23 protein-coding genes and 1 tRNA gene are annotated in these 22,641 nt (G+C 61.9%); 11 read left to right on the forward strand and 13 right to left on the reverse strand.

The window, feature by feature from the left end; all coding sequences use genetic code 11:
- Positions 1-7: 7 nt before the first annotated feature.
- From LVY65_RS00105 to prsK, 3 genes are all read right to left on the reverse strand, one after another.
- Positions 8-1,828, reverse strand: a complete 1,821-nt coding sequence (locus LVY65_RS00105; protein WP_235065986.1) for a DUF885 domain-containing protein — start codon at positions 1,826-1,828, stop codon at positions 8-10.
- A gap of 102 nt (positions 1,829-1,930) precedes the next feature.
- On the reverse strand, positions 1,931-3,304 hold the full coding sequence (prsR, locus tag LVY65_RS00110) for a PEP-CTERM-box response regulator transcription factor (RefSeq protein ID WP_235065987.1): 1,374 nt from the start codon (positions 3,302-3,304) through the stop codon (positions 1,931-1,933).
- Positions 3,301-5,388 (reverse strand): XrtA/PEP-CTERM system histidine kinase PrsK, encoded by a 2,088-nt coding sequence (gene prsK, locus LVY65_RS00115; RefSeq protein ID WP_235065988.1) that lies wholly within the window; start codon positions 5,386-5,388, stop codon positions 3,301-3,303. Before prsK ends, prsR begins: the two co-directional genes overlap by 4 nt.
- Positions 5,389-5,495: 107 nt before the next feature.
- On the opposite strand from prsK, the gene LVY65_RS00120 reads away from it, so the two are divergent.
- The 4 genes from LVY65_RS00120 (at position 5,496) to LVY65_RS00135 (ending at position 8,842) form a co-directional block, all read left to right on the forward strand.
- On the forward strand, positions 5,496-6,566 hold the full coding sequence (locus tag LVY65_RS00120; protein ID WP_235065989.1) for a mannose-1-phosphate guanylyltransferase: 1,071 nt from the start codon (positions 5,496-5,498) through the stop codon (positions 6,564-6,566).
- A complete protein-coding gene (locus LVY65_RS00125) occupies positions 6,541-7,479 on the forward strand; it encodes an aldo/keto reductase (RefSeq protein ID WP_235065990.1) in 939 nt (312 codons plus the stop codon). The genes LVY65_RS00120 and LVY65_RS00125 overlap by 26 nt, the downstream gene beginning before the upstream one ends.
- A 201-nt stretch (positions 7,480-7,680) precedes the next feature.
- A complete protein-coding gene (locus LVY65_RS00130; protein WP_235065991.1) occupies positions 7,681-7,947 on the forward strand; it encodes a hypothetical protein in 267 nt (88 codons plus the stop codon).
- Positions 7,948-8,080: 133 nt separating this feature from the next.
- Entirely contained in the window at positions 8,081-8,842 is a 762-nt protein-coding gene (locus tag LVY65_RS00135; protein WP_235065992.1) for an OmpA family protein, read from the forward strand.
- Positions 8,843-8,869: 27 nt separating this feature from the next.
- Here LVY65_RS00135 and LVY65_RS00140 read toward each other — a convergent pair whose 3' ends face one another.
- The 3 genes from LVY65_RS00140 to LVY65_RS00150 are packed head-to-tail and all read right to left on the reverse strand — an operon-like array spanning position 8,870 to position 11,585.
- Positions 8,870-10,186 carry an amidohydrolase gene (locus LVY65_RS00140; protein WP_235065993.1) on the reverse strand — a complete coding sequence of 439 codons (1,317 nt, stop codon included), beginning with the start codon at positions 10,184-10,186 and terminating at the stop codon, positions 8,870-8,872.
- A gap of 1 nt (position 10,187) precedes the next feature.
- A complete protein-coding gene (locus tag LVY65_RS00145) occupies positions 10,188-10,790 on the reverse strand; it encodes a DUF4893 domain-containing protein (protein ID WP_235065994.1) in 603 nt (200 codons plus the stop codon).
- A 9-nt stretch (positions 10,791-10,799) separates the two neighbouring features.
- Positions 10,800-11,585 (reverse strand): 3-hydroxybutyrate dehydrogenase, encoded by a 786-nt coding sequence (locus LVY65_RS00150; protein WP_235065995.1) that lies wholly within the window; start codon positions 11,583-11,585, stop codon positions 10,800-10,802.
- A gap of 99 nt (positions 11,586-11,684) precedes the next feature.
- Here LVY65_RS00150 and ypfJ point away from each other — a divergent pair, with 99 nt between their 5' ends.
- The gene (gene ypfJ / locus LVY65_RS00155) at positions 11,685-12,530 is read left to right on the forward strand and encodes a KPN_02809 family neutral zinc metallopeptidase (protein ID WP_235065996.1); all 846 of its coding nucleotides are present in this window, start codon (positions 11,685-11,687) and stop codon (positions 12,528-12,530) included.
- Between the two features lie 35 nt (positions 12,531-12,565).
- On the opposite strand, the gene LVY65_RS00160 is transcribed toward ypfJ, so the two are convergent.
- Positions 12,566-13,555 carry an NADP-dependent oxidoreductase gene (locus tag LVY65_RS00160; protein ID WP_235065997.1) on the reverse strand — a complete coding sequence of 330 codons (990 nt, stop codon included), beginning with the start codon at positions 13,553-13,555 and terminating at the stop codon, positions 12,566-12,568.
- Between the two features lie 113 nt (positions 13,556-13,668).
- Positions 13,669-14,571 (reverse strand): DUF2171 domain-containing protein, encoded by a 903-nt coding sequence (locus LVY65_RS00165; protein ID WP_235065998.1) that lies wholly within the window; start codon positions 14,569-14,571, stop codon positions 13,669-13,671.
- A gap of 198 nt (positions 14,572-14,769) precedes the next feature.
- On the opposite strand from LVY65_RS00165, the gene LVY65_RS00170 reads away from it, so the two are divergent.
- Positions 14,770-14,845, forward strand: a tRNA-Ala gene (locus LVY65_RS00170).
- Positions 14,846-14,949: 104 nt separating this feature from the next.
- Here LVY65_RS00170 and LVY65_RS00175 read toward each other — a convergent pair.
- Both LVY65_RS00175 and LVY65_RS00180 read right to left on the reverse strand, forming a co-directional pair.
- Positions 14,950-15,648: a pirin family protein gene (locus LVY65_RS00175; protein WP_235065999.1), complete on the reverse strand. Its 699-nt coding sequence runs from the start codon at positions 15,646-15,648 to the stop codon at positions 14,950-14,952.
- A 23-nt stretch (positions 15,649-15,671) separates the two neighbouring features.
- Complete coding sequence (locus tag LVY65_RS00180) at positions 15,672-15,911, reverse strand: hypothetical protein (protein WP_235066000.1); 240 nt, start codon at positions 15,909-15,911, stop codon at positions 15,672-15,674.
- 102 nt (positions 15,912-16,013) lie between these two features.
- On the opposite strand from LVY65_RS00180, the gene LVY65_RS00185 reads away from it, so the two are divergent.
- The 4 genes from LVY65_RS00185 (at position 16,014) to LVY65_RS00200 (ending at position 17,885) form a co-directional block, all read left to right on the forward strand.
- Complete coding sequence (locus tag LVY65_RS00185) at positions 16,014-16,922, forward strand: LysR family transcriptional regulator (protein ID WP_235066001.1); 909 nt, start codon at positions 16,014-16,016, stop codon at positions 16,920-16,922.
- Positions 16,923-17,070: 148 nt separating this feature from the next.
- Positions 17,071-17,253 (forward strand): hypothetical protein, encoded by a 183-nt coding sequence (locus LVY65_RS00190; protein ID WP_235066002.1) that lies wholly within the window; start codon positions 17,071-17,073, stop codon positions 17,251-17,253.
- Between the two features lie 50 nt (positions 17,254-17,303).
- Positions 17,304-17,540 (forward strand): YgaP family membrane protein, encoded by a 237-nt coding sequence (locus LVY65_RS00195; protein ID WP_235066003.1) that lies wholly within the window; start codon positions 17,304-17,306, stop codon positions 17,538-17,540.
- A gap of 69 nt (positions 17,541-17,609) precedes the next feature.
- On the forward strand, positions 17,610-17,885 hold the full coding sequence (locus tag LVY65_RS00200; protein ID WP_235066004.1) for a YgaP family membrane protein: 276 nt from the start codon (positions 17,610-17,612) through the stop codon (positions 17,883-17,885).
- Between the two features lie 47 nt (positions 17,886-17,932).
- Here the strand turns inward: LVY65_RS00200 and LVY65_RS00205 are convergent, their stop codons facing one another.
- A complete protein-coding gene (locus LVY65_RS00205; protein WP_235066005.1) occupies positions 17,933-18,925 on the reverse strand; it encodes an alpha/beta fold hydrolase in 993 nt (330 codons plus the stop codon).
- A gap of 147 nt (positions 18,926-19,072) precedes the next feature.
- Between LVY65_RS00205 and LVY65_RS00210 the strand changes: the two genes are divergently transcribed.
- The gene (locus LVY65_RS00210; protein ID WP_235066006.1) at positions 19,073-19,903 is read left to right on the forward strand and encodes a helix-turn-helix domain-containing protein; all 831 of its coding nucleotides are present in this window, start codon (positions 19,073-19,075) and stop codon (positions 19,901-19,903) included.
- A 79-nt stretch (positions 19,904-19,982) separates the two neighbouring features.
- Here the strand turns inward: LVY65_RS00210 and LVY65_RS00215 are convergent, their stop codons facing one another.
- Both LVY65_RS00215 and LVY65_RS00220 read right to left on the reverse strand, forming a co-directional pair.
- Positions 19,983-20,597 (reverse strand): hypothetical protein, encoded by a 615-nt coding sequence (locus LVY65_RS00215; protein WP_235066007.1) that lies wholly within the window; start codon positions 20,595-20,597, stop codon positions 19,983-19,985.
- A gap of 924 nt (positions 20,598-21,521) precedes the next feature.
- Positions 21,522-22,550 carry a hypothetical protein gene (locus LVY65_RS00220; protein ID WP_235066008.1) on the reverse strand — a complete coding sequence of 343 codons (1,029 nt, stop codon included), beginning with the start codon at positions 22,548-22,550 and terminating at the stop codon, positions 21,522-21,524.
- Positions 22,551-22,641 lie beyond the last annotated feature (91 nt).

Consider the following 22,641-nt stretch of genomic DNA (forward strand, 5'->3'; position numbering starts at 1 on the left):
CGAGCGCCTAACTCCTCAGCTTCGCCGCAATCCTTTCATCCACCCGCCGCTCAAAGATGGTCAGCGGCATCGCGCCCTCGGTCAATATGTCGTGGAAGTCCCGCAGATCGAAGCGGGCGCCAAGCGTCTTCTGGGCTTTGGCGCGAGCCCGGATCCAGGCGATATGGCCGATCTTATAGCTGCAGGCCTGACCTGGCGATGAGCAATAGCGTTCGATTTCGCGCTTGACCCGTGGTTGGGCGAAGCCGGTCGTCGCGACCATATGCTCGATAGCCTGCTCGCGGGTCCAGCGCTTGTGATGGAGGCCGGTGTCGACCACCAGGCGTTCGGCACGGAACAAATAGGATTGCAGATAGCCCGCGCGTTCGATGCTCTTGTAGGCGCCAAGCTCATCGGCAAGCTGTTCGGCATATAGAGCCCAGCCCTCTCCATAGGCGGAATAGAATGCGATCCGGCGCAACATCGGCATGGCGCCCGCCTTCTGCGCGGTAAGCAGCTGGAGGTGATGCCCTGGCAGGCCTTCGTGGAACGTCAGCGCTGGCAGGGAATATTTGGGCCAATCGGCGGTATTCTTGAGATTGATGAAGTAGATGGCGGGGCGGGATCCGTCGAGCGAAGCCTGGCGGTAATATCCGTTCGACGCCCCCTCCTGGATCTCCGGCGGAACTCGGCGGATATCGAGCGGATCGGTTGGCGGATTATGGAAAGCGCGGGGCAAGCGCTTGGCCATGTCCGCGACGCCGGCGTTAAGGCCGGCGATCAGTTCCGCCCTACCCGCGTCGGTGTTTGGATAAAGTTGCTCAGGCAGCTTGTTGAGCGCCGAAAGCCTCTGGCCAACCGTGCCGGACGTCTGGCCAGCCTCGCGCAGGATCTTGTCCAGCTCGGCGCTGATCTCCGCTACCTGCTGCAGCCCGATCTGATGGATCTCGTCAGGCGTGAAGCTGGTCGTTGTCGCTTCTGCCAAGGCAGCTGCATAGATTTCGGAGCCTTGAGGCAACCGCCATAGGCCGTCTCCGGCAGCGGCGTTCGGGCGAAGCTCGCGCAGCATGGCGATCTGTCGGTCGAGCGCGGGATAGACTTCGCCGCCGACGATTGTTGCCGCGCGCGCCTTCCAGTTGCCAGCGACGCCCTTGGCGGTCGTTCGCGATGTTAGTGCATCCACCATCGAACTTTCGGCGGCGGTGGCCGACCGAAGTTCGCCCAATTGGGCCAAGGCCAGATCGATCGCCCAGCCCGGTGCCAGGAAGCCGCGAACTGCCTGTCGCCGCTGCTCCGCCGTTTCATTGTCGAGCACGGTTGCGAATTGGCTGAGGCGGGACAGATAGGCTTCGGCATCCGACGCATTTTCGATCGGATGCGCGGTGGCGAGGAAATCCGGGATCGAAAAGTAGGCCCCGTCCTGCTGGCTGATCACATAGGGGCTTTGCGGATTGGAGATGTCGAACCGCTCAGGTCCGACATTGTTGGTCTTGAGGTCCCAAAGCACGACCTCGCGATTGAGTGCGGCGGAGGCCGAAAGCGAAGCTGGCGGTACCCCCTCGAGGCTCGCAATCCAGCGCTTGGATTGGGCCAGGTTTTCGGCGCGGGCCCGTTGATCGGGTCGAGTGTCGAGCTTTGAGCGAAGCCCGGCCAAATTGCCTTTGTCGAGGCCGAGCTGGGTGGCGAAAGTCGGATAGGTGGCAACCTGCTCCTGGAATATCGCCTCGAACAGCCGGTTGAGCGCTTCGTCCCCAGGGGCTGCGGGAGCCTGCGCAGACGCAAGTCCGGCCGGCATGATTGGAAGCAGCGCTGCAACGCTACCTAGCGACAGGAATTCACGGCGATCCATCTTTCACCCCATCCAAAAATTTGGGGCGGACGATAGTCCCACAACAGGGCTGGGCAAGGACGTCTGTCGAAAAGCAGCGGCGGTTCGTCAATTGACGGCCGGTCAGGCTCCCAGTTGATACTGCTTCATCAAATCATAGAGGGTCGGCCGGCTGATGCCGAGCAGCTTCGCCGCACCGCTAATGTTGTTTTCGGTTCGGGTCAGCGCCTGGCGGATGGCTCGACGATCGGCGACTTCGCGCGCGGCCCGGAGGTTTACGGGGAGCGGCTCGTCTCCGCCGCTGCGCGCGCCCGGCAGGTCGAGGTCCGCCGCCCCAACCGACTTGCCGTCGGCCATGATCACCGCCCGCTTGATGCGGTTCTCAAGCTCGCGAACATTTCCGGGCCATTGATAGGCGTCGATCGCGTCCGTTGCATCCGGGGCCAGTCCTTGCACCTTCGGATTCATTTCCCGCGCGAAGCGGGAAGCGAAATGACGTGCCAGGAGCACGGCATCGCCCGCCCGCTCAGCGAGGCTCGGAATCTTCACCACGATCTCGGCCAGTCGATAATAAAGGTCCTCCCGGAAACGCCCGTCACCGATCATCGCTTCCAGGTTCTGGTGCGTGGCGCAGACGATGCGGGTATCGACGGCGATGGGGGCCCGGCCACCAATTCGTTCGATCACTCGCTCCTGGAGAAAACGCAGCAGCTTGACCTGGAGCGGCAGCGGAATGTCGCCGACTTCGTCCAGGAAAAGCGTCCCGCCCTGCGCGAGCTCGATCTTGCCCGGCGTGGTCTTGACCGCGCCGGTGAAGGCGCCGCGCTCATAGCCGAACAGCTCGGCCTCAAGCAGGTTCTCCGGGATGGCGGCGCAATTGATGGCAACGAATTCGCCCTTGGCACGCGCCGACTTTTCATGGACCGCACGGGCCAGCAGTTCCTTGCCGGTGCCGCTGGCGCCCAACAGCATCACCGAGACATCGGCGCCAGCAACTCGCTCGATGGTCCGAATGACCTTGACCATTTCCGGGCTTCCGGTGAGCAGGCTTCCAAGCGCTGCCGCGCCCCCTCCTGCAGCCTCGAGCCGCCGGTTCTCGACTTCGATTTCATAAACGTGGAAGGCGCGGCCGACGATCAGCCCAAGCTCGTCGATATCCACTGGCTTATGGTAGAAATCATAGGCGCCAAGCGCGATTGCCTTGAGCGCGCTTTCCCTTGCGCCATGGCCCGACGCAACGATGATCTTCGTATTGGGCTTGAGGTTCAGAATCTCGGTCAGCGTCGCAAATCCTTCGGTCGTGCCGTCGGGATCGGGAGGCAGGCCGAGGTCGAGCGTGACCACCGCCGGTTCGTGCAGGCGCACCATTTCGATTGCAGTCGCGCGGTCCCCGGCGCTCACCACGCGATAGCCTTCATAAGCCCACTTCAACTGGCGCTGGAGGCCTTCGTCATCTTCGACGATCAGCAGGACTGGGAGTTCGGGTTGGTCGCTCATGCGCTCTTCCGTTTTGGTTCGGCGGCGGGTTGGGCCGCGTTAAGGCTAATGGTGAAGCTGCTGCCCTCGCCTGCCTTACTCTCGACGGAGAGGCGGCCGCCCATGGCTGCGATCAGGCTCTTCGCCTCAAACGCGCCCACGCCAAAGCCGCCCTTCTTGGTCGAGGCAAAAGGCTGGAACAATCGAGTGCGGATGAAATCGGCGTCCATGCCGGTCCCGGTGTCGGCAACCGTGATGAGGACGTCCCGGTCCTCGTCGCTCATTCGAACCGTGACCGGTTGGCTGGGACTGCTTGCGTCGACTGCGTTTTGGACAAGGTGCCCGATTGCCTGCTCGAGCATCAGTGGGTCGGCCATGACCCACAAATTTCCGTCGCCCAAGAGCATGATGTCATGATCGCCTCGATTGGCGGCGATTGCCGACGCGACCAGCGGCCGCAGTGGCGTCGGCTCGGGCCTCGCGGGTCGCTGGTCAGGGGCCGGGGCAAGCCGTGCAAGCAGGTCGTTCATCTTGCCGACCGAGCCCTTCAGGGTCGCGACCATGTCTGCGCGAAATTCGGCATTGTCAGCATGCCGCTCCGCATTTCGAGCCAACAGCGACAATTGGCTGACCAGGTTCTTTACGTCGTGCAGGATGAAGGCAAAGCGGCGATTGAAATCCTCGAACCGCTGGGCATTCATCAGCGCCTGCTGGCCGTGAGCTTCGGCAAGCGACGACGCGGCCTGCCGCCCGGCGGTCCGGAGCAGGTCGAAATCCTCCCAGTCCAATGGGCGGCGATAGTCTGGCGCTGCCATCAGGACCAGGCCGACCAACCGATCCTCATGGATCAATGGCACGCCGGTCCAGGCCTGTTCTTCGCCGAGCAGCGGGGCAGGGATGTCCAATTCCCGGTCGCGGGCATCGGCCCAGCCGCCGCCGAGCGCATCGAAATCGATAATCCGGCCCTCGGCGCCAACCGACAGCCAGAAGTTCAGCGCTTCCGCACTTGGGATGGCGGAGCCGAGATTTGAGCTACCCGACCAGTTCCAGGAGGCCGCAGGCTCGATCGAGCCGCTTTCGTCGGCGACGAGTAGCAATCCGCCAGGCGCGTCAAGGATGTCAGCAAAGGCCTTGATTACTCGCTCACCGAGTGGCGCTGCCTTCGGCCCGGTCGCGCCGATGGTCTCGGTAAAACGCAGCCATTCGGTGCGATAGTCATAGCGATGTTCGAAGAAGTGCTTGGCGATCTTGACCTTGGCCCAACCCCGCGCGCGGCTTGAGGGCAATAGTACGATTGCAGCCACCGTGATCGCCGCCAGCAATGCAATCAGCAGTGCCCGGGTCCAGTCGACGCCGGAACCCCGAAGCCCGGTCACCAGCACCGACATCACCGCCAGATAGGCGGTGATGGCCAGCAGCGAGAGGCTCTGGAAGGTCGCGGCGCGCGACAGGCGGATTCGCCAGCGATCATCCTGCGTTCCGCCGACGGCGAAAAGTGGAGCAGCGAGAGCCAGCGCGAGCCCGCGCCAGTCGAACAATCCCTTGGCAGAGCCGGGATCGAAATAGGCGATGGTGTATAGATTAAGGTCGTAGCCCCACATGATTGCGAGGGCGATCATCGCCAGGCGGATGCTCCCCCTGCTCGACGGCGCAGCTTGTCCGTAGAGGTTGTGAACCAGGACCAGCGCGCCGGCAGCAGCGGTCAGGCGGAGGATGATTGCGGTTACGACCAGCGCATGGTTGCTGCTGATTCCGTCGGTTTCGACCACCAGGGGCAGAGCGTCGACCACCAATTGCAGGCCAAGCACCGCCGCCACTGCCGCATAGACCGGCCGGACTCCGCGCTGCTCTTCACTGCCGTCGATTCCGGCTAGTCGATAGAGTACGCCGACCCAGACCAGGTTGCGGGCGGTCTCCGAATAGGCGGCAAGCATGGACGTTGGCGCCATTGCGGTGATCCACGCCCAGACGCCAGTCAGGGCGAAGGCGGCAAGCAGCATGCGCTGCTCGCTTTCGGCCACCCCCCGCCGGAGCTCCCACAAGGTGAGCGAGGCGAACAGCGCCGCGGCGAGGGCATGCGCCCAGAAGGCGATCAACGTCTCCACTGAGCCTCGACTGTCAAATTCACCGACATGCAGGAGGGTGTCGCAAAATTTTACAAAGGAAAGGTGAACGCTGGCATTCTGCGGCTGTTATCTCCATGGAGCAGATTATGAGCGTATCCCATGGAGAGCGGCCGATCCGTCCGGTAATTTTAGCAGGTGGTGCGGGGACTCGGCTGTGGCCGCTGTCGACTGCTGAGCGGCCAAAGCATCTTATTCCGCTGATTGGCGAGCAGAACCTATTCGAGCAGACGTTGGAGCGATTCGGTGATGCCTTCGCCCCGCCGATTGTCGTTGCCAACCAGGCACAGGAGCTGGAGCTTCGGACCATGGTTGGAGCCGGGGCGAGTATCATCCTCGAACCGATGAAGCGCGACAGTGCGGCAGCGATCGCGCTGGCGGCAATGCTGGCCAACGAGGACGAAATATTGCTGGTCTGCCCCAGCGATCATCACATTGGCGACGTCGAGGCATTTCATAACGCCATCGCCTTGGCGCGGCCGGAAGCCGAAGCGGGAAAGATCGTCACCTTCGGCATTGAGCCCGACCATCCGGCGACGGGCTTCGGTTACATTGCCGGGGGCAAAGGCGAGGGGGTTCGTCCGGTGGCACGGTTCGTCGAGAAGCCGCAAATCGAACGGGCTGAGGCGATGCTGGCTGAGGGCGGCCACTATTGGAATGCGGGTATCTTCCTGGCTTCGGCCGCAACTTGGCGGGAGGAGCTGCTGCGCCATGCGCCGGGAATTCTTGAGGCTGCGACCGAAGCCCTTGAACAAGGCAAGCGCGACGGCCCGTTAATCCGTATCGCCGAAGCGCCCTTTGCCCGGTCGCCGGCCAAGTCGATCGACTATGCGGTGATGGAGCAGTCGGACCGTGTGGCGGTCGTACCGGTATCGATGGGCTGGTCGGACGTTGGCAGCTGGACGGCAGTGTTCGACGCTTCAGTCAAGGATGAGGGCGGCAACGTCGTCGTCGGAAACGCCCTGGTCCTCGACAGTCATGCAAATCTGATCCGCAGTGACGGACCCAGGATAGCCGCTATTGGTGTCGACGACCTGGTTATCATCGCTTCCGGTGACTCCGTGCTGGTAACCCGATTGTCGCATAGCCAGCGCGTAAAAGAAGCGGCCGAATGGTTCGAAAGGGAGCGCGTCGATGGAAAGGCGTCCGATCGGAAATAGCGGGATCGAGGTCGCGCCCGTCGCGCTCGGTGGCAACGTATTCGACTGGACCGCTGATGAGGCGGCGAGCTTCGCGGTACTCGATGCATTCGTCGATGCCGGCGGCACGATGATCGACACGGCCGACGTCTATTCGGCCTGGGCTCCGGGCCATAAGGGCGGGGAGAGCGAAGCGCTGATCGGCCGTTGGCTGAGGCGGGATCCCGCCAAGCGCGACAAGGTGATCATTGCGACCAAGGTCGGTTTCATGGCTGGCCTTGCACCGGACACGATCGGGCCATCATGCGATGCCTCGCTCCAGCGGCTGGGGATTGAGCAGATCGACCTTTATTACCAGCACAAGGATGACGAGAGTGTCCCGCTGGCCGACAGCCTGAGGGAATTCGACAAGCTCCGCCGGGCCGGGAAAATCCGATCGATCGGCCTTTCCAACTTCACCGCCGCACGGGTCGAGGAAGCGCTTGCCGTTAGCGCGAGCGAGGGCTTCGACAGGCCCGACGCGCTTCAGAATTGGTATAATCTTGTTGAACGAGAGAAGTTCGAGGGGCCGCTGCGCGACGTAGCGCTGCGCGAGGGACTTTCATTTTTCCCTTATTACGGCCTCGCCAGCGGCTTCCTCACCGGCAAATACCGGTCGAAGGACGATCTCGGCAAAAGTGTCCGCAGTTCCCGGAGCATCGAATATCTCGACAGTGAGCGTGGCCAAAAAGTGCTGGCGGCGCTGGAGGAGGTCGCGGCCGAAACCGGTCGGGCAATGGCCACGGTAGCGCTTGCCTGGCTCAAGGCTCAGCCCGCCGTCACGGCCCCCATCGCCAGCGCGACCAGTTTGGACCAGGCGGAGCAACTGATCGCGGCGTTATCGCTGAACCTGTCCTCGTCGCAGGTCGAGCGATTGAAATATGCGAGCGCTTAAGTGGTCTTGCGCCGGGACGCTGGAACCGAACGTCCGAAACACAGTTGATCAATTCGGAGGTGCCGAGCCTCCAAGCCCGTCGCGCCAGTCGCGGCGGGCTTTTCTATTGGCGATGCGCCGAGGCGGTGCGACGCCGAGACCGCCCGAGCTAGCCGCCGCGCATACCGTCGCTACTTTTGATCCTTTAATGGAGAATCGAAGATGAGTTGGCTTATTGGGCGGGCTGCGGCCATGTCCGATCCGGAAAGCGCGCGACGCAAGGCACTGGAAAAGCTGCGCGGCATCGCCGAAATGGACGATCCGGAAAGCCTGGTGGTGCCGATCCTGATAGACGCCATATTGCTGGTCGAATCCTACCGCGGCGCACGACACCAGATCACCTTCCTCGACGACCTGACCGGCAGCGTCGACACATTGCTGCGCGAGCTGACTATCGTCGAGAAATCCAGGCTGTGGGCGGCCGAATAGTTCAGCTTTAGCTTCTGCAATTGCCCGCACTCGCCCCGTAATTCTTCATGGGCGTCCTAAGGGTATTACCCTATTTACCGACTGGGTCCCCCACCCATACCTCCGGGCATGAGCCTTCGAGAGGAAAATTGAAATGAAAGTCACGAAAAATGGCTTGGCAGTCTGCGCCGCCACCCTACTGGTTTCGACCTACGCCTTTGCAGAGCCGGTGAAGACCGAAGCCGTCATTACGGCGGTCGACGGCAATACGATTACAGCCAAGACCATGAACGGGCCGCTGACCGTCATTTTGACACCTTCCACAAAGATCACTCAGACCAGCGGTATCGCAAAGAGGGAAGCGCGCCCCGTAAAGGCGCTGATCCCTGGCCTCATCTTTACAGTCAATGGCGACATGCAGGGCCAGACGGTGACGGCCGAGGACATCAAGTTCAAGGATCGTGACTGGCGCGCTGCGGTGGCCGCCAAGGCTGGTACCGTCGCGGAATTCGCTGAGCTTCGGAGCGCCATCATCGGCGGCCAGGAATATGTGATCCGTGAGGAATCGATTGTCTATTTCCCAACCGGAAGCGCAGTAATTGGGGTAACCTATAAGCAGAATCTCACTGCGCTTGCACAGAAGGCCCCGACTTACGGCAATTACCGCATTTCGATCCTCGGCTTCGCCGACCCAACCGGCAACGCTGCGGCGAACGAGCGTCTGAGCCAGAAGCGCGCCATGGCTGTCAGCAATTATCTGCGCCAAACTGGGGCGATTGAGCCAGGGCGGGTCCTTTCGCCATCGGCGATGGGTGAGGGCACCACGGCGCCCGGCGAAGCGGCACCGGTAAACAATACCGAAGCACGACGGGTGGTGGTTCGGATTGTCACGCCGAAAGTCCAACTGAATCAATAAGGCGCCGTTTCCCGCCGCTTGCGGTAGCTAGCCCTTCTTAAGCACGTCCAGCGCGGCAATCGTCATTGCCTCTGTCGCCGTTGAAATGACGGCTTCGGCGTCCGGCGCCCAATAAGGGCTGTGGAGCGAAGGGAGTTTCTGCTGGTTGCCGCCGGCCGCGTCCCACACGGACTTGGGGGTTCCGCCGACCCAGAAAATCAGGCTCTCAATCGACTTGTCGGCCAGCCAGTAACGGCTGAAGTCCTCACCGCCCATTACGGCCGGGGTTTTGATCGCGCGCTCCGGGCCAAAATGCTGCTGGAAAAGCGCCAAGGTGCTCGCGCTGATTTTCTCGGTGTTGAAGGTCGACGGGGTAAATTCCGCCTCGCGGATCGTGACGACCGGCATCTTGTCCTCGGGCATTCCAGCTGCGATCGCCTCGCCGCGAGCGATGCGCCGGATCCCGTCCAGCAAGAGCTTCCGTACCTCGGGCGTGTAGCTGCGCACCGTCAGTTGAAGCTTGGCCTCGTCGGAAATGATGTTGTGCTTGGCGCCGGCCTGGAAACTTCCGACGGTTACCACCGCCGGTTGCGATGGGTCGTTTTCACGGCTGACCAAGGTCTGAAGCGTAGTGACAATCCGGCTGGCCAGCACGATCGGGTCCCTGGTCGCCTGCGGATATGCTCCATGACCGCCGATGCCCTTGACGCTGATGTCGACGCTGTCGACATTGGCCAGGGCGTAGCCAGGAGTGATGCCGATCATTCCGGCAGGCAGTGCAGCGGCGTCGTGAAAGGCGAGCGCCACATTGGGCTTGGGGAAGCGGGTATAGAGCCCGTCCTCCAGCATCGTTCGAGCCCCTTCGCCGGTTTCCTCGCCAGGCTGGAGGATCATAACGAGCGTCCCAGACCACTGGTCCTTCATCGCTGCCAACCGCCGGGCGGCACCGATGAAGCTGGTCATGTGGGTGTCATGACCGCAGGCGTGCATCACCCCGGTTTCCACGCCGGAGCGGGCCACGGCCCGGACCTTGGAGGCGAACGGGAGGTTGGTTTGCTCGACCACCGGCAACCCATCCATGTCGGCACGGATGAGGAGAGTCGGCCCGGCGCCGTTCTTCATGACCGAGACAACGCCGGTCTTGCCGACCTTCTCGGTCACGGTAAAGCCGAGTTTCCTCATTTCCACCGCCAGTTTGGCCGGGCTCCTGACTTCCTGCATCGACAATTCGGGATTGGCGTGGAGGTCGCGATAAAGCGTCATCAGCTCCGGCATGTCGGCTCGGATTGCTTCGTTGAGCGTCGCGGCGGGGGCAGGGGCGGCAAGGATTGATGCGGCCAGCAGGGCGAGGGCAGTGCGCGTCATGTCATGGCTCCGGAACAAGCTCGACCACATCCAGGGTCGATTCAAAATGGGGGTAGGGCAGGATCAGTCGCCAGCGATTGTCGCCGATGCGCTCCACCCAGCCGGCGAGGTCGCGATCCTGGTCCCGGCCATATTGCATGGCCCGACTTTCGTCGCCGAGGACCAGCGTGCCGAGGAATGCCTGCCTCAACGGATCGGAGGCAAAGATCAGGCCCGTGTGACGTTGCGACCCGGTCAGTTTGTAAAAGCTTTGCAGCTCTTTCTCCTGGCCAATTCGGCAGTCGAAGGCCGGATAGGCGATGTAGTCGAGCATGCCTTCGCTCTTCGCGCCGAGCTTGATCACCCGGCACTTGTAGCGTCCATTGGGGATCGGCACCGGGCCGAGCGCGGCGTCGGGCTCAAGCAACACCCCTTCGCGAGCGATGTCGGCCGCATGACCCGCCGCCTGCGCCTGGTCGAGGGCCTTGGTGAAAGCCGTGCGCCAATCGCGCATTCGCTCGCGATCGTCGTCGGTCGCGACAACTCGCCAATCGGTGATGGTTGGGCGCGGCGTGGTGGCGCAGGCGGTTAGAGAAAGAAATGCAAGCGCGACAGGGATCCGCATGGCGCGAGCCTAGGCTGCCGTCCAACCTCCGTCCATCGACAAGTTGGCACCTGTAATAGAGGCGGCGCCATCGCTGGTCAGGTAAAGCGCAAGGCTGGCCACCTCGTCGACCGTCACGAACCGCTTGGTCGGCTGCGCAGCCAGGAGCACGTCGTTCATTACCTGCTCGCGCGTCAGGCCGCGGGCCTTCATCGTATCGGGGATCTGGTTCTCTACGAGCGTGGTCCAGACATAGCCCGGAGAGATGCAGTTGACTGTAACGCCGTCACGCGCCGCTTCCAGGGCCACCGTCTTGGTGAATCCAGCAACGCCATGCTTGGCGGCGACATAGGCCGACTTGTTGGGCGATGCGACGAGGCTATGCGCCGAAGCGGTGTTGATGATCCGGCCCCAGCCGCGCTGACGCATGGCCGGCAGGCAGAGCCGGGTCGTGTGGAACACTGCGGTCAGGTTGATCCGAAGGATCGCTTCCCACTTCTCGACCGGAAAATCCTCGACCGGTGAAACGTACTGAATCCCCGCATTATTGACCAGGATATCGGGCGCCGTGAGCTCATGGCTACAGCGCTTGATCATCTCCTCGATCGCCGTGGCGTCGCCCAGGTCGGCGCCGTCATAGTGCGCCTGCGCGCCCGACGAAGCCTCAAGCTCGAGGCGGATGGACTCGATTTCCTGGGGGTCGCCAAAGCCATTGATCATCACGCTGGCGCCTTCGAATGCCAGCGCCCGGGCGATTGCCAGGCCAATGCCCGAAGACGATCCGGTAACAAGCGCAGTCTTGCCCTGAAGCTTCATGGGTTGCGATTCTCCTTTGCGGCTGATGTCGCGGCCCGCGCCTTCGATTGCAACCGTTACGCGGGTGGAGCATTGGGACCCCAAGGCAGGGAGAGTTTCATGCGCTTTGGCGATTCACCGGAAAGCGACAATTTCGAGGACCGAACCGGCCAATCGGGCGGTGGCGGAATGAACCTGGGCGGCGGGCTCGGCATGATCTTGCCGTTGGTCGCCTCGCGTTTCGGGATCGTCGGAGTGCTGATCCTTGTTCTCGGCTATTGCGCGCTAACGCAGCTTGGCGGGGGCGGCGGGATGCTCGGCGGCGGTTCTACTCAGTCTGGGCCGTCAAAGCTCGATCCCGCGACCAGCAAGTTCATGCGCCAGGTGCTGGGGTCGACCGAGCAGGTGTGGAGCCAAGTCTTCCAGCAGGCCGGCGCGAAATATACGCCGACCAGGTTGATCGCCTACACTGATTACAACCAGTCGGGCTGCGGCGCGGCGCAGGCGGCGATGGGGCCTTTCTACTGCCCGACCGACAAGCAGATCTACATCGACCCCGCATTTTTCAACGAACTGTCTCGGCGGTTCGGCGCCCCGGGCGATTTCGCCCAGGCCTATGTCATCGCCCATGAGGTCGGGCATCATATCCAGGACCTGGAGGGCACGCTCGACAAAGCGCAGGCAGCACAGGCCAGCTCAGGCACCGCCGGCGGCAACCAGATCCAGGTCGGGGTCGAGCTTCAGGCCGACTGCTACGCGGGGGTTTGGGCGGCGCGGTCCGGCGCGCTGGAGCAGGGCGATATCGAAGAAGGCATGCGCGCCGCAGAGGCGATCGGCGACGACATGCTGACCAAGGGTCAGGTCTCGCCGGACAATTTCACCCACGGGACGTCTGCACAGCGGATGGAGGCCCTCCGCCGCGGCTTGTCGAGCGGCAATCCGTCAAGCTGCAATTACGCGCGTTAAAGCCTTTATTCGCTAAGTGGCCGGCATAGCCGTGCTCAGAGCTTCACCAGCATTTTGCCCGTATTGGCCCCGCTGAACAGGCCGAGGAAGGCGTCGGGCGTCCTTTCGAGGCCCTCGAAGATGGTATCGCGCCCGCGCACTTGGCCGCTTGCGATCCATCCGCCCATGTCACGATAAAAGTCGCCCATCTTCGCCAAATAATCAGTGTAGATGAAGCCCTGCAGGCGGATGCGCATAGCGATGATCCGCATGATATATTTGAGGCAAGTCGGATGTGCCTCGTTATAGCCCTCGATCATCCCGCAAATGGCGAAGCGTGCGTCTTTTCGCGCCAGCGCCAGCGCGGAGTCGAGATGGTCGCCGCCAACATTGTCGAAATAAACGTCGATGCCCTTGGGAGCTGCCTCCGCCAGCTGCTTCAGCACCGGGCCGGCTTTGTAATCGACCACCGCATCGGCACCGAGCGAGCGGACGAAGTCGCATTTGCCAGCTCCCCCGGCGGAGCCAATCACGGTCATTCCGAGCGCCTTTGCGATCTGCACCACTGCCGATCCCACCGCGCCCGCCGCGGCGGACACAAAGACGATATCGCCTTCGTTCGCCGACGCCGCTTCGAGCAATCCGAAATAGGCGGTGCCGCCGGTCAGGCCGAGATTGCCGAGAAACGCCTGCGGCTCGACTCCGGGAATTGCTGGCAACTTGTTCAGCGACGATGCGGGCACGACCGCTTCGTCGCGCCACCCGCCCATGTGCAGCACCAAGTCGCCCGGTGCGAATCCGGCGTCGCGGCTTTCGACGACTTCGCCGACCGCCCCACCTTCCATCGGGGCATCGAGCGCGAACGGCGGGACATAGCTTTTCACGTCGTTCATGCGGCCACGCATATAAGGATCGACCGACAGCCAGCGATTCCGGACGCGGACCATGCCCTCGCCAAGCGCGGGCAGGCTCTGCTCCTTCAACGCGAAATCCTCCATGACCGGCATACCCTGCGGGCGGCGCATCAAATGCCAGGCCTTGGCCATTGCTCGTCTCCTCACGTCGCGCTTCGAAACGGATTAGGCCGGTAGCGCCACAAACGAAAGGCCCGGCCACCGCGAACGACAGCCGGGCCTTCGATCGGGTCAATATTTGCTGCTTAACGCTCGTAAGTGCCCGAGAAACTACGGTTCAGCATGTGCGGGCCTGTCTCGCGATCTTCATCGCGGTCGAACAATCCGCGATCGCGATTCTCGGCCGTGAACTGCTGCTTTGCCTCGGCGGCCGGCCGATCGAGGATGACCCGGTCGCCTTCGACCCGATCGACCATCCAGCATTGCAGCGAATGATGCTGCTCGTCGTCGCTGTCGCTCTTACTGAGCACAATCCGGTCGCCGCGAATCTTGTCGATTGTGCCGATATGCTCCTCGTCCGATCCGACAACGGTCATATGTTCGCGCACATGGCCGAGCAGCTGGCGCTTGCCTTGCCGGGTGTTGCGCCATGACAAGAAATCATCCTCGAAGCGCGACTGATTTTCGCGGCGATAATCGTCATAGTCACGATCCAGCTCGTCCAGTTGTCGGCGACGCCATTCGCTATAATGTGGATCGTGGATACCCGAAGCGGTGCCCGTGAAATCGCGCTGCCGCTCCGGAGTCCAACGGTCACCTCGGTCAAGGCGGTCGTCCCCACCGATAAAGCCACGGCCTTGGAAGCGGCCGGTGTAGGGGCGGCGATAGCCTTCCTCGCGGAACCGGGGCACCCGGCCGTAGCGTGAATAATCATCGTCGCCCGTAAAGGTGCCGGGACGGCGGCTCCAGCGGTCTTCGTCGCGATCGAAGCGCCGCGCGTCCTCGCGGCGGCGGCGCTCGGCTTCCTCGTCGCCGAACCAACTGGCCACCTCGTCACCGGCGCGCTCGAAGAAGCCTCGATCGTCGCGATCATAGTCGCGATCGAACGGACGGCCATAGCTCCGCTCTTCGGGTCGATCATAGTCGCCGGCAAATCGAGAACGCGGTTCGCGCCAGCCGCGGCGGGTTTCATATCGGTCATAAGCCATGGAAATTCCTCCTTTTTCGAACCAGCCCGTCCGCCCTAAATCCTCGATCCAATCAACGATTTCGGAAAGGCGCCGTTCCGCCGGAAGGGGCAGGACAACGCCCAAGCGAAGGCCATGAGCGCCGGAGTGAGAAAGGGGAATTGAGACACGTTGCCACGGCAAGAAAGCGCGGCTATTGGGGCGCCCACCGTAGGGCGCGGGGCTGTAGCTCAGATGGGAGAGCGCTGCAATCGCACTGCAGAGGTCAGGGGTTCGATTCCCCTCAGCTCCACCAGCCCCCTTCGTTGATATTCAACCACAATCTCGTGCCGGTTGCCATCGTAAGGGGTGAGCCCGCCGGCCAGGGGAGAAACCGGCGGGCCCGGGCGACGCGCGGGGTCAGGCTGCGTCGACCAATATGATTTCGCTGTCGTTGATCGCGGTGACCGCGATTTCGTCGACGTCGCGGATGGCAACACCGTCGCGCGCTCCGGCGGCGACGCCATTGACCTCGACCCGCCCGGTGGCGGGAACGAGATAGGCATTGCGGCCCTCGCCGAGCGAATAACGCACCGTTTCGCCAGCCTTGACCGTCACGCCGGAAACCCGTGCGTTGGCTCGGATAGGCAGGGCGCCATCGTCACCGCCCATCCCGCTGGCCAGCGTTACGAAACCTTCGGCACGGTCGGCCTTGGGGAAGGGCTTGCTGCCCCAATTCGGTTGCTCGCCTTCGCGGTCTGGCATGATCCAGATCTGGAAGATGCGGGTGACACCGTCTTCCAGATTATATTCGCTGTGCCGAACGCCGGTGCCGGCCGACATCACCTGGACGTCGCCCGCCTCAGTGCGGCCGACATTGCCCATATTGTCGCGGTGCGTGATCGCGCCTTCGCGGACATAAGTGATGATCTCCATGTCGCGGTGCGGATGGGGTGGAAAGCCGGTCTGCGGTTGGATGGTGTCGTCGTTCCAGACCCTCAGCGAGCCCCAATTCACCCGATCGGGATCATAATAGTTTGCGAATGAAAAGTGATGCTTGGCATCAAGCCAACCATGGTTCTCGCCACCGAGGCTGGAAAAGGGTCGAAGTTCAATCATTGATACTCTCCCGACTTATAAGATTAAAGGGACAGGATGCCGAGCGCGGCGATCTGCCGCTCGTTGAAGCCCAGCTGGGACAGCGCTTCGCGGCATTGGTCGGCAGGCCTGCGATCGCGGCGCGTCAGGGAAACGAACTGCCGGATCGGATCGGGCGCTTCGCCCGACCGAGGATGACGGACGTCGATCCCCAGCAGTGTCGACGCGACTTTCTTCCATTCGGACTGGGTCAGCTTCGGTGCGGTTGCGTTCAGTACGGTCATCGTTGTCACCCTCTTGGATTGGTGACGATGTAGGGCCGGGCAGCTCCAATGATTAGTGGCATAATCTTGTGGAAATTATTCAGAAAAGTCGAATAATAGGATATGGCGAGTCCCGGTACTCCAACGTTCGATCAGCTGCGCATATTCCTGGCAGTGGCGGAAACCGGCAGTTTCGCCGCGGCCGGTCGCCGCCTTAACCGCGCTACCTCTGTTATCAGTTACGGCATCGACAATCTTGAGGCCCAGCTTGGCCTGGCGCTGTTCGAACGCGACGCCACGCGCAGGCCGACGCTTACCGTTGCCGGCCAAGCGATACTGGCCGAAGCGCGGACCGTCGCCCATGGAGTCGACGGCCTTCGCGCGAAGGCCAAGGGACTGCTGGAAGGCCTTGAGGCCGAACTCAGCCTTGCGGTCGACGTCATGGTTCCGGCCGCGCAGCTCGGCGATTTGTTAAAATCGTTTCAGCGCGAATTCCCGACGGTATCGCTTCGCCTGCACGTCGAGGCGCTCGGCGCTGTGGCCGACCTGGTTCTCACCGGTCGGGCCCGGATCGGTATCAGCGGGCCGCTGGCGACAATCATTGAAGGTGCCGATCAGCTGGAGAGGATCCATGCCGGCTCGGTCAAGCTTGTGCCTGTAGCAGCACCCGATCATCCACTGGCAAAGCTGCACCCCGTGCCGCCCGGCGCGACCCGTGACCATATCCAGCTGGTCCTGACCGACCGCTCCCCGCTCACCAAAGGGCGCGATTTCTCGGTCCTTAGCCCGCGAACCTGGCGGCTGGCCGACCTTGGCGCCAAACATGCCCTGCTTAGGGAAGGGATCGGCTGGGGCAGCATGCCATTGCCGATCGTCGAACCCGACCTTGTCGATGGCACGCTGGTTCGCCTTGCACTACCCGATCAGCTGGGCATCGATTATATGTTCGACGCAATCTATCGGACCGATACGCCACCTGGTCCGGCAGGGAGCTGGTTACTGCAACACGTTGCCGCGCGGCATTGGGCGTAGCGTCCTCGCCGATCTCCCGCTGCAATGGCCCGTATCGACCATTTAGCTGTGATATGGCGCAGCGGCCGCCACCCCGCCTTCGGGCATGGCTAGCGGGGCGACCAATATCGCCAGCGCGAACAGCATCATGAAAAGACGGCGAAAACTCATGTACAGTCCCTATGCCCCTGACGGCCGCATTTATAAACGCCGGGTCGATGATTTAGGTGCGGCGGACAACCACGAGTTTGCCGCCTTTTCCCGCCCGCAAAGCGATTTGCCCAACCGCCCCAGTTCGCGCTACATTGCCTGTGACGCGACGGTCGATGTGGTGGCCGCCTGCGCCGCGTAACCAGGGCTGTCAGGCAAGTTGCTGGGCCCAATCGTGGAGGAAGCGTCAAGATGAACAAAACCGTTGGACGGGTCGACCGCGTCGTGAGGATTGTGGTGGCGGCCTCGCTCACCTTCCTTGCCGCCACTCCCGCGATCAATGGCGGGGTGGCTTATGGCTTTCTTGCCGTCGCCGCCTATCTCGTAATCACTGCGATTACCGGCCACTGCCTTATCTACCGGATGATTGGCATCGAAAGCGATGTCCATGGTGGAGAATATCATAGCGGCCCGACTGAGGCCGACTGATCCGCCGAGCCCAGCTAGTCCGGGGCCGACCGGAGACAGGCGCCTGGACCCAGGTGGAGGAGCGTTATCATGCTCAAAAACGTCGGCAATATCGATCGCGTAGCAAGAATGCTCGCGGCCTGTTTTCTGTTCTTCCTAGCTATAGCTCCGGGAGTGGTGCTCTCGGCAACGCCATCCGTGGATTATTGGCTCACCATTCTTCTTTATGTCGCTGGGGGATACCTTCTGCTCAGCGCCGTACTCGGCACCTGCCTCGTCTATCGAATGCTCGATATCGATAGCCACGTCCACGGCGGAACCTATTACAGCGGCGAGGATCCCTATGATGGGAGAGGGGGCAATTAAGCCCTGAGCGTCCGAACATGGCGAAGCGATTGCGCGGTGCTCGTCGGCTATGTCGAATAAGGCTTGGTGGCATCCCAAAGCCGACGGGCTTCTTCCGCAATGATGTCGGAATATTCTTCCGGCCAAAACAATTTGCCCGTCTCGAACCGCATCACGCCTCGTGAGTTGCCGAGAGTGCGGTCGAGATAGTCGGCATTTGCGGGCGAGAAGATGGTGTCGGCCATGCCCCAAATTACCCGGGTGGGTACCTGAACTTGCGCCAGCTTCGGGGCGATGCCGGCCAAGGGATTGCGCTCGAGCGCGACGGCGTAGGCGTTCGCGAATGCCTTCTTACGAGGCGATACCAGCAAGGGCGCGAAATAGGTCTCGATTGCCTCGTCGGTCGGGTTGGCGGGGTTCGAATAGCACATGCCGCCGATGCCCGCGGGCGAACGCGCCAGTGCAGGATCGGCGCGCCACGGTGCCAGCCATTCGTCGACATACCGGCCTTCCTTGGCCAGCGCGATCACCGGCAGCATCGCTGCGGGAGGGCTTTCGATCTCGGTATCGCAATTGGTGAGTAGCAGCGTGCGGACCCGCCCCGGATGCCGCACCAGGAATAGCTGGGCGACGGCCCCGCCACTGTCATTGGCGATCAAGTCGACATCTCGGACCCCAAGCTTGTCGAGCAGTGCGACAAGCATATCGACCTGCGCGTCGGGTCCGACCGATTGGCCGTCGTTTACTTCGGTATAGCCCATGCCGAGGAAGTCGGGTGCGATGCAGCGACGGTGCATCGACAGCCGCTCAATCGCATGGCGCCACTGGAAACTGTTTAGCGGAAACCCATGCAGGAACAGGGCAGTCGGACCGGCTCCATCCTCGACATAGGCAATCTTGCCCGCAGGCAATTTGACGAAGCGCCTTTTGCGACGGAATTCTTGCGCATGGAGTGCATCGATCGCCACAGGATCGCTCGTGACTGCGGCCGCGGCCCGGCCGGCAGCCAGTGTCGCTGCGGCGGTGCTGGCTGTAACCTTTAGAAACGTACGGCGGTCCATGTCCTCTTCTCCGTGCCCGAAGGGCTGCTATCGATTGGCGATCTGAAGCAGGCAGAGCACGGGGCGGCCTGGAATCGCTGTCGAGATTTTTAGCGATCGTGGATAAGGGCCCGTCATGGCAGAACCGATTCTGGAAGCGGGCCTACAATGTCTGAATTAGCGGTCCGCTTGCTGCACGAGACGCCGGCAATTGCGATCCGCGACATCCTGTGCAGCGGAACCTGCCGTCACAAGAGCGCGGCGGAATGTGCGAGCGCTACACATCTCGTTTTTCCCTATCGCGGTGTCTTTGCCCGCCATGTCGGTCGAAGCGAGGCGATAGGCGAAGCTAACCAGCTGATATTCTTCAACAATGGTGAGGAGTATAGCATCAGCCATCCCGCAGACGGCGGAGATGCCTGCCTTTCCTTGCTGGTTGCCGAGGAAGTGCTTCGCGAGCTTGCGCCGGTCGACCAGGTCGTTGCGGGCGAGCAGCTGCGGTTTCGCCGCCAGCATCGTGGCATCGATCCCAACGCCCAGTTGCTTCTTGCGCATTTGCGGCACCGCCTGGCGAAGGGCATTGCCGAACCGCTTGAGGTGGAGACGATCGCGTTTGCACTGGTGGCCCGCGCACTGGGCGAGCGCAGCCCGAACGCTCGCGAACCGCGATTTGGAACGAAGAGGATCGTCGATCGGGCCAAGCGAATGCTGGCGTCTGAGCCTGCGCGGCGTTGGACATCGACGGAAATCGGACGCGAGGTCGGCGTCTCGCCTGTCTATCTCACCCAATTGTTCCGGCAGGTCGAAGGCGTTCCGCTCTACCGCTATCACCTGCGGCTGCGGCTCGCCCGGGCGCTCGACCTGCTCGACCGCTACGACGATCTGACCATGCTGGGTCTCGATCTCGGCTTTTCGAGCCACAGCCATTTCACCGCCGCCTTCCGCCAGGCCTATGGCCAAACCCCGCGCGCGTTTCAGCGTTCCGCGGGCATTCGGTAGGCAAATTAGCCGGCGCATCGGGCACTCGCGGCCTCTTAGCTTCACTAATTTCATGGGGACGGCGACCATTTTTGTGAAGTTAGAGTATGCGAACACGAGGTTGGGGGCGGTCGCGGCCTAGCAGGCGGTCGAGCTCGATCCGGTCGAGGATCGCCTGGTGTTCGGCCCAGACCTGGTCCTTGCGACGCTGCTCCTCCTCCCGCTGCCGGTCCAACTCCGCCATGTCCTGGCGGTAGCGGCGGCGGGAGACGGCGGTGCGGCGATAATCGTCGATGACCTTGTCCTGACCGCCGAGCAGGGCGATGGCCAGCGCGTCGGACCGGCGATGTTCGACCCGGACCAGCTTCCCGCGCCGGAACACCGGCACGAACGCGCCGCCAAGCGCACGCTGCAGTGCATCGGCGCGAACCCGCGCCACCCCCTGGTCGATCGCCATGTCCCAGGCCCGGGCGAAGTCATCGGCCCCGGGCGCGTAGAGCAGCTGGTATGCGCTGCGTGGGCTCATCCCCACCGCGCGCGCGGCGCGAGCGACGCTGCCGCAGCGCGACAAGGCAAAGATGAACGCCCGCTGCCGCCCCTCCGACCACCCGCGGCGACGGGCGCGGAGGCGGGGGACGGGGGTGAAGGGGATGTGTTTCGTGGGGTCGTCGAATTCGGGTTCGAATTCGGTCCAGTCGAAGGGGGGCGTGCTCATCGACCATTCTATGCGCTCATGCGGGGGCTGTAGGACAGCATTTTACGCCCAGTGCAGCGGAGCGATTGCGCAGGGTTCAAGAGGCAGCACGAAGAATTAGGAAACGCCCGGCCAGCTTGCTGCGAATCGGACGGGACTGTTGTGACGAATTTACCTCCTCAGGCTCCCTTCTCCCCGATTGCTCATCCCAAGCGCTGGCAGACAGATTCTGCGCCGTAACGTTTAGAACAAACGATGAACCGTTAATTAGAACATTCCACGAACGACGTCGTATGTATAAGGTGGTCGTAATGGCTACGAAATGGGGGTCCCGCTACATAGGGCCGAAACAAGCCGCTAGAGCGTTTCACGCCGTTAGATTTGCCAATGACAACGGCCGTCCGCTCAATTTGCTCATCACGATTGAACTGACCAGCCTCGGTATCTCGCCCGAAGCTGCTGGACCCTTCTTTCAGAAGCTTTGGCAACGGGTCGGGCGGTGGTGGGCGTATCAACGAAAAACCAAGTGCAGGCCGTTTGGCCCGTTTGACTGCTACGCGGTTCACGAACACCCCAATCAAGGCCCGCGTCACGTTCATTGGTTCGTTCGCGCTCCAGAAGGGGCCCGAACAGAACTGGAGCGGATCGTCCGGTCGAGATTGGAGAAGCTGACCGGCCTCGCATGTCTCGACCGTGCAGTTCACTTCCTAGACGCTACCAAGCCGGGTGGTGTGGCCAAATACACGTTGAAGGGCGTCAACCCAGCTTACGCCGACCACTTCCATATGGAGGCGAGCGACCAGGGCTTCATTCACGGCCGACGGTTGGCAATCAGCCGGAGCATTGGAGCTTCCGCTCGGCTAAAGGCCGGTTGGACGCGTATGCAAAGCCTGAGAAAGAGGCCGGTTAATTGACCAGCCAATGTGCCGGTAAGCCGTCAGGCCTTCAAGGCGCCCCTAGCTCAAGCTCTTCAGAGCAGCGTGGTAAGGCCTTGTTGATAAGAGGCGTATTGAGAGACCCGGTTCCCACGTAGTCCGGCGGTGCTCTCAGGCAGTAGCCGGAAGGCGTCTTTGCAGGGATCTTCACTGCGCCGGATCGCAAGGCGATGGCGCCGTTGATTGTCTGCACGGAGCCGACAGCGCTTGGACTGCTTGATTGTGAAGACGTAGCGAAAGACGAGCCGCCGGATAGCGCCCTAGGCTTGGCTTTGGACGCAAGCATTTGAGCGTAGGCATCAGGAACTGCCTGACCCTTCTTCAGCAACAGGTATCCGAATGGATAGCGCTCTCCGTTCCAATCAACATCGAGCCGGAATTCAATCGGCGCCTTGCCGTAATCAAGCTTTTGAACAACGACGAGCCCCGCAAAGGCCATCCCCGGATCGACGGTTGTCGTTTGCAGGAGATGCTCGCGAGCCATCTCAATTGTCTGGTCTAGTCGATATTGGATCAAAGCCATGCTTGCTGATGTATTCGCCATGATGCGATCAGCCTGAAGCTGCCCCGCCAAGCTCGGATAGCTACCGCTGTAATGGTATGAACCATAGGGTCCACTAATTGAGCCACTGTAAGTATCGCGCTGATTTGCAGCGGCCGCAGCACCTATTCCCCCGAGCAGTGCGAGACCGATCTTCCCCCACATGGCGCGGTTTTTGGCTTGGCGCTTCAACTCATCAAATGTGTAGATTCTTACCGGCTCCCCACCTGCCGAAGCATGAAGATTCTCAAGCCCCACGTTCGCAGGTTCGAGGCCGGCATTATAAACGCCAACTGCAAACACGGCATTGCTGTGGTCCCATTCCAGGAAACGGATTTGAACGGCGCCTTGTTGTTGCTGAAGATCAAGCGTGGGTACGCCTTTGAGATAGCGCGCCCCCTCGTTGCCAAGAATAAGTCCTTGGACGTCAATTTTCGGCGCAGCACTTGTAGGTGTGGCAAGCAAAGAAATAGAGACCGCTGCAACATACATTCTCATCGGCAATACCCCCCGCCGATTTTTGTCCGAGCGAGGCTATCATCTGTTAAATTTCCGTTTAATTCAAGCTCTCGGCAAAGCGACTTGGCCT

The organism is Sphingomonas cremea, assembly GCF_021502585.1.
GTDB classification, from domain to species: Bacteria; Pseudomonadota; Alphaproteobacteria; order Sphingomonadales; family Sphingomonadaceae; genus Sphingomicrobium; species Sphingomicrobium cremea.

Bases quoted from the DNA above. Each gene is read 5' to 3' on its own strand.
- LVY65_RS00120 (WP_235065989.1), top strand. From the start codon at position 5,496: ATGAGCGTATCCCATGGAGAGCGGCCGATCCGTCCGGTAATTTTAGCA.
- LVY65_RS00220 (WP_235066008.1), bottom strand. From the start codon at position 22,550: ATGAGAATGTATGTTGCAGCGGTCTCTATTTCTTTGCTTGCCACACCT.
- LVY65_RS00135 (WP_235065992.1), top strand. From the start codon at position 8,081: ATGAAAGTCACGAAAAATGGCTTGGCAGTCTGCGCCGCCACCCTACTG.
- ypfJ (WP_235065996.1), top strand. From the start codon at position 11,685: ATGCGCTTTGGCGATTCACCGGAAAGCGACAATTTCGAGGACCGAACC.
- LVY65_RS00215 (WP_235066007.1), bottom strand. From the start codon at position 20,597: ATGAGCACGCCCCCCTTCGACTGGACCGAATTCGAACCCGAATTCGAC.
- LVY65_RS00165 (WP_235065998.1), bottom strand. From the start codon at position 14,571: ATGGCTTATGACCGATATGAAACCCGCCGCGGCTGGCGCGAACCGCGT.
- LVY65_RS00205 (WP_235066005.1), bottom strand. From the start codon at position 18,925: ATGGACCGCCGTACGTTTCTAAAGGTTACAGCCAGCACCGCCGCAGCG.
- LVY65_RS00190 (WP_235066002.1), top strand. From the start codon at position 17,071: ATGTACAGTCCCTATGCCCCTGACGGCCGCATTTATAAACGCCGGGTC.
- LVY65_RS00195 (WP_235066003.1), top strand. From the start codon at position 17,304: ATGAACAAAACCGTTGGACGGGTCGACCGCGTCGTGAGGATTGTGGTG.
- prsR (WP_235065987.1), bottom strand. From the start codon at position 3,304: ATGAGCGACCAACCCGAACTCCCAGTCCTGCTGATCGTCGAAGATGAC.
- LVY65_RS00180 (WP_235066000.1), bottom strand. From the start codon at position 15,911: ATGACCGTACTGAACGCAACCGCACCGAAGCTGACCCAGTCCGAATGG.
- LVY65_RS00175 (WP_235065999.1), bottom strand. From the start codon at position 15,648: ATGATTGAACTTCGACCCTTTTCCAGCCTCGGTGGCGAGAACCATGGT.
- LVY65_RS00140 (WP_235065993.1), bottom strand. From the start codon at position 10,186: ATGACGCGCACTGCCCTCGCCCTGCTGGCCGCATCAATCCTTGCCGCC.
- LVY65_RS00185 (WP_235066001.1), top strand. From the start codon at position 16,014: ATGGCGAGTCCCGGTACTCCAACGTTCGATCAGCTGCGCATATTCCTG.
- LVY65_RS00150 (WP_235065995.1), bottom strand. From the start codon at position 11,585: ATGAAGCTTCAGGGCAAGACTGCGCTTGTTACCGGATCGTCTTCGGGC.
- LVY65_RS00200 (WP_235066004.1), top strand. From the start codon at position 17,610: ATGCTCAAAAACGTCGGCAATATCGATCGCGTAGCAAGAATGCTCGCG.
- LVY65_RS00130 (WP_235065991.1), top strand. From the start codon at position 7,681: ATGAGTTGGCTTATTGGGCGGGCTGCGGCCATGTCCGATCCGGAAAGC.
- LVY65_RS00105 (WP_235065986.1), bottom strand. From the start codon at position 1,828: ATGGATCGCCGTGAATTCCTGTCGCTAGGTAGCGTTGCAGCGCTGCTT.
- LVY65_RS00145 (WP_235065994.1), bottom strand. From the start codon at position 10,790: ATGCGGATCCCTGTCGCGCTTGCATTTCTTTCTCTAACCGCCTGCGCC.
- LVY65_RS00210 (WP_235066006.1), top strand. From the start codon at position 19,073: ATGTCTGAATTAGCGGTCCGCTTGCTGCACGAGACGCCGGCAATTGCG.
- LVY65_RS00125 (WP_235065990.1), top strand. From the start codon at position 6,541: ATGGAAAGGCGTCCGATCGGAAATAGCGGGATCGAGGTCGCGCCCGTC.
- LVY65_RS00160 (WP_235065997.1), bottom strand. From the start codon at position 13,555: ATGGCCAAGGCCTGGCATTTGATGCGCCGCCCGCAGGGTATGCCGGTC.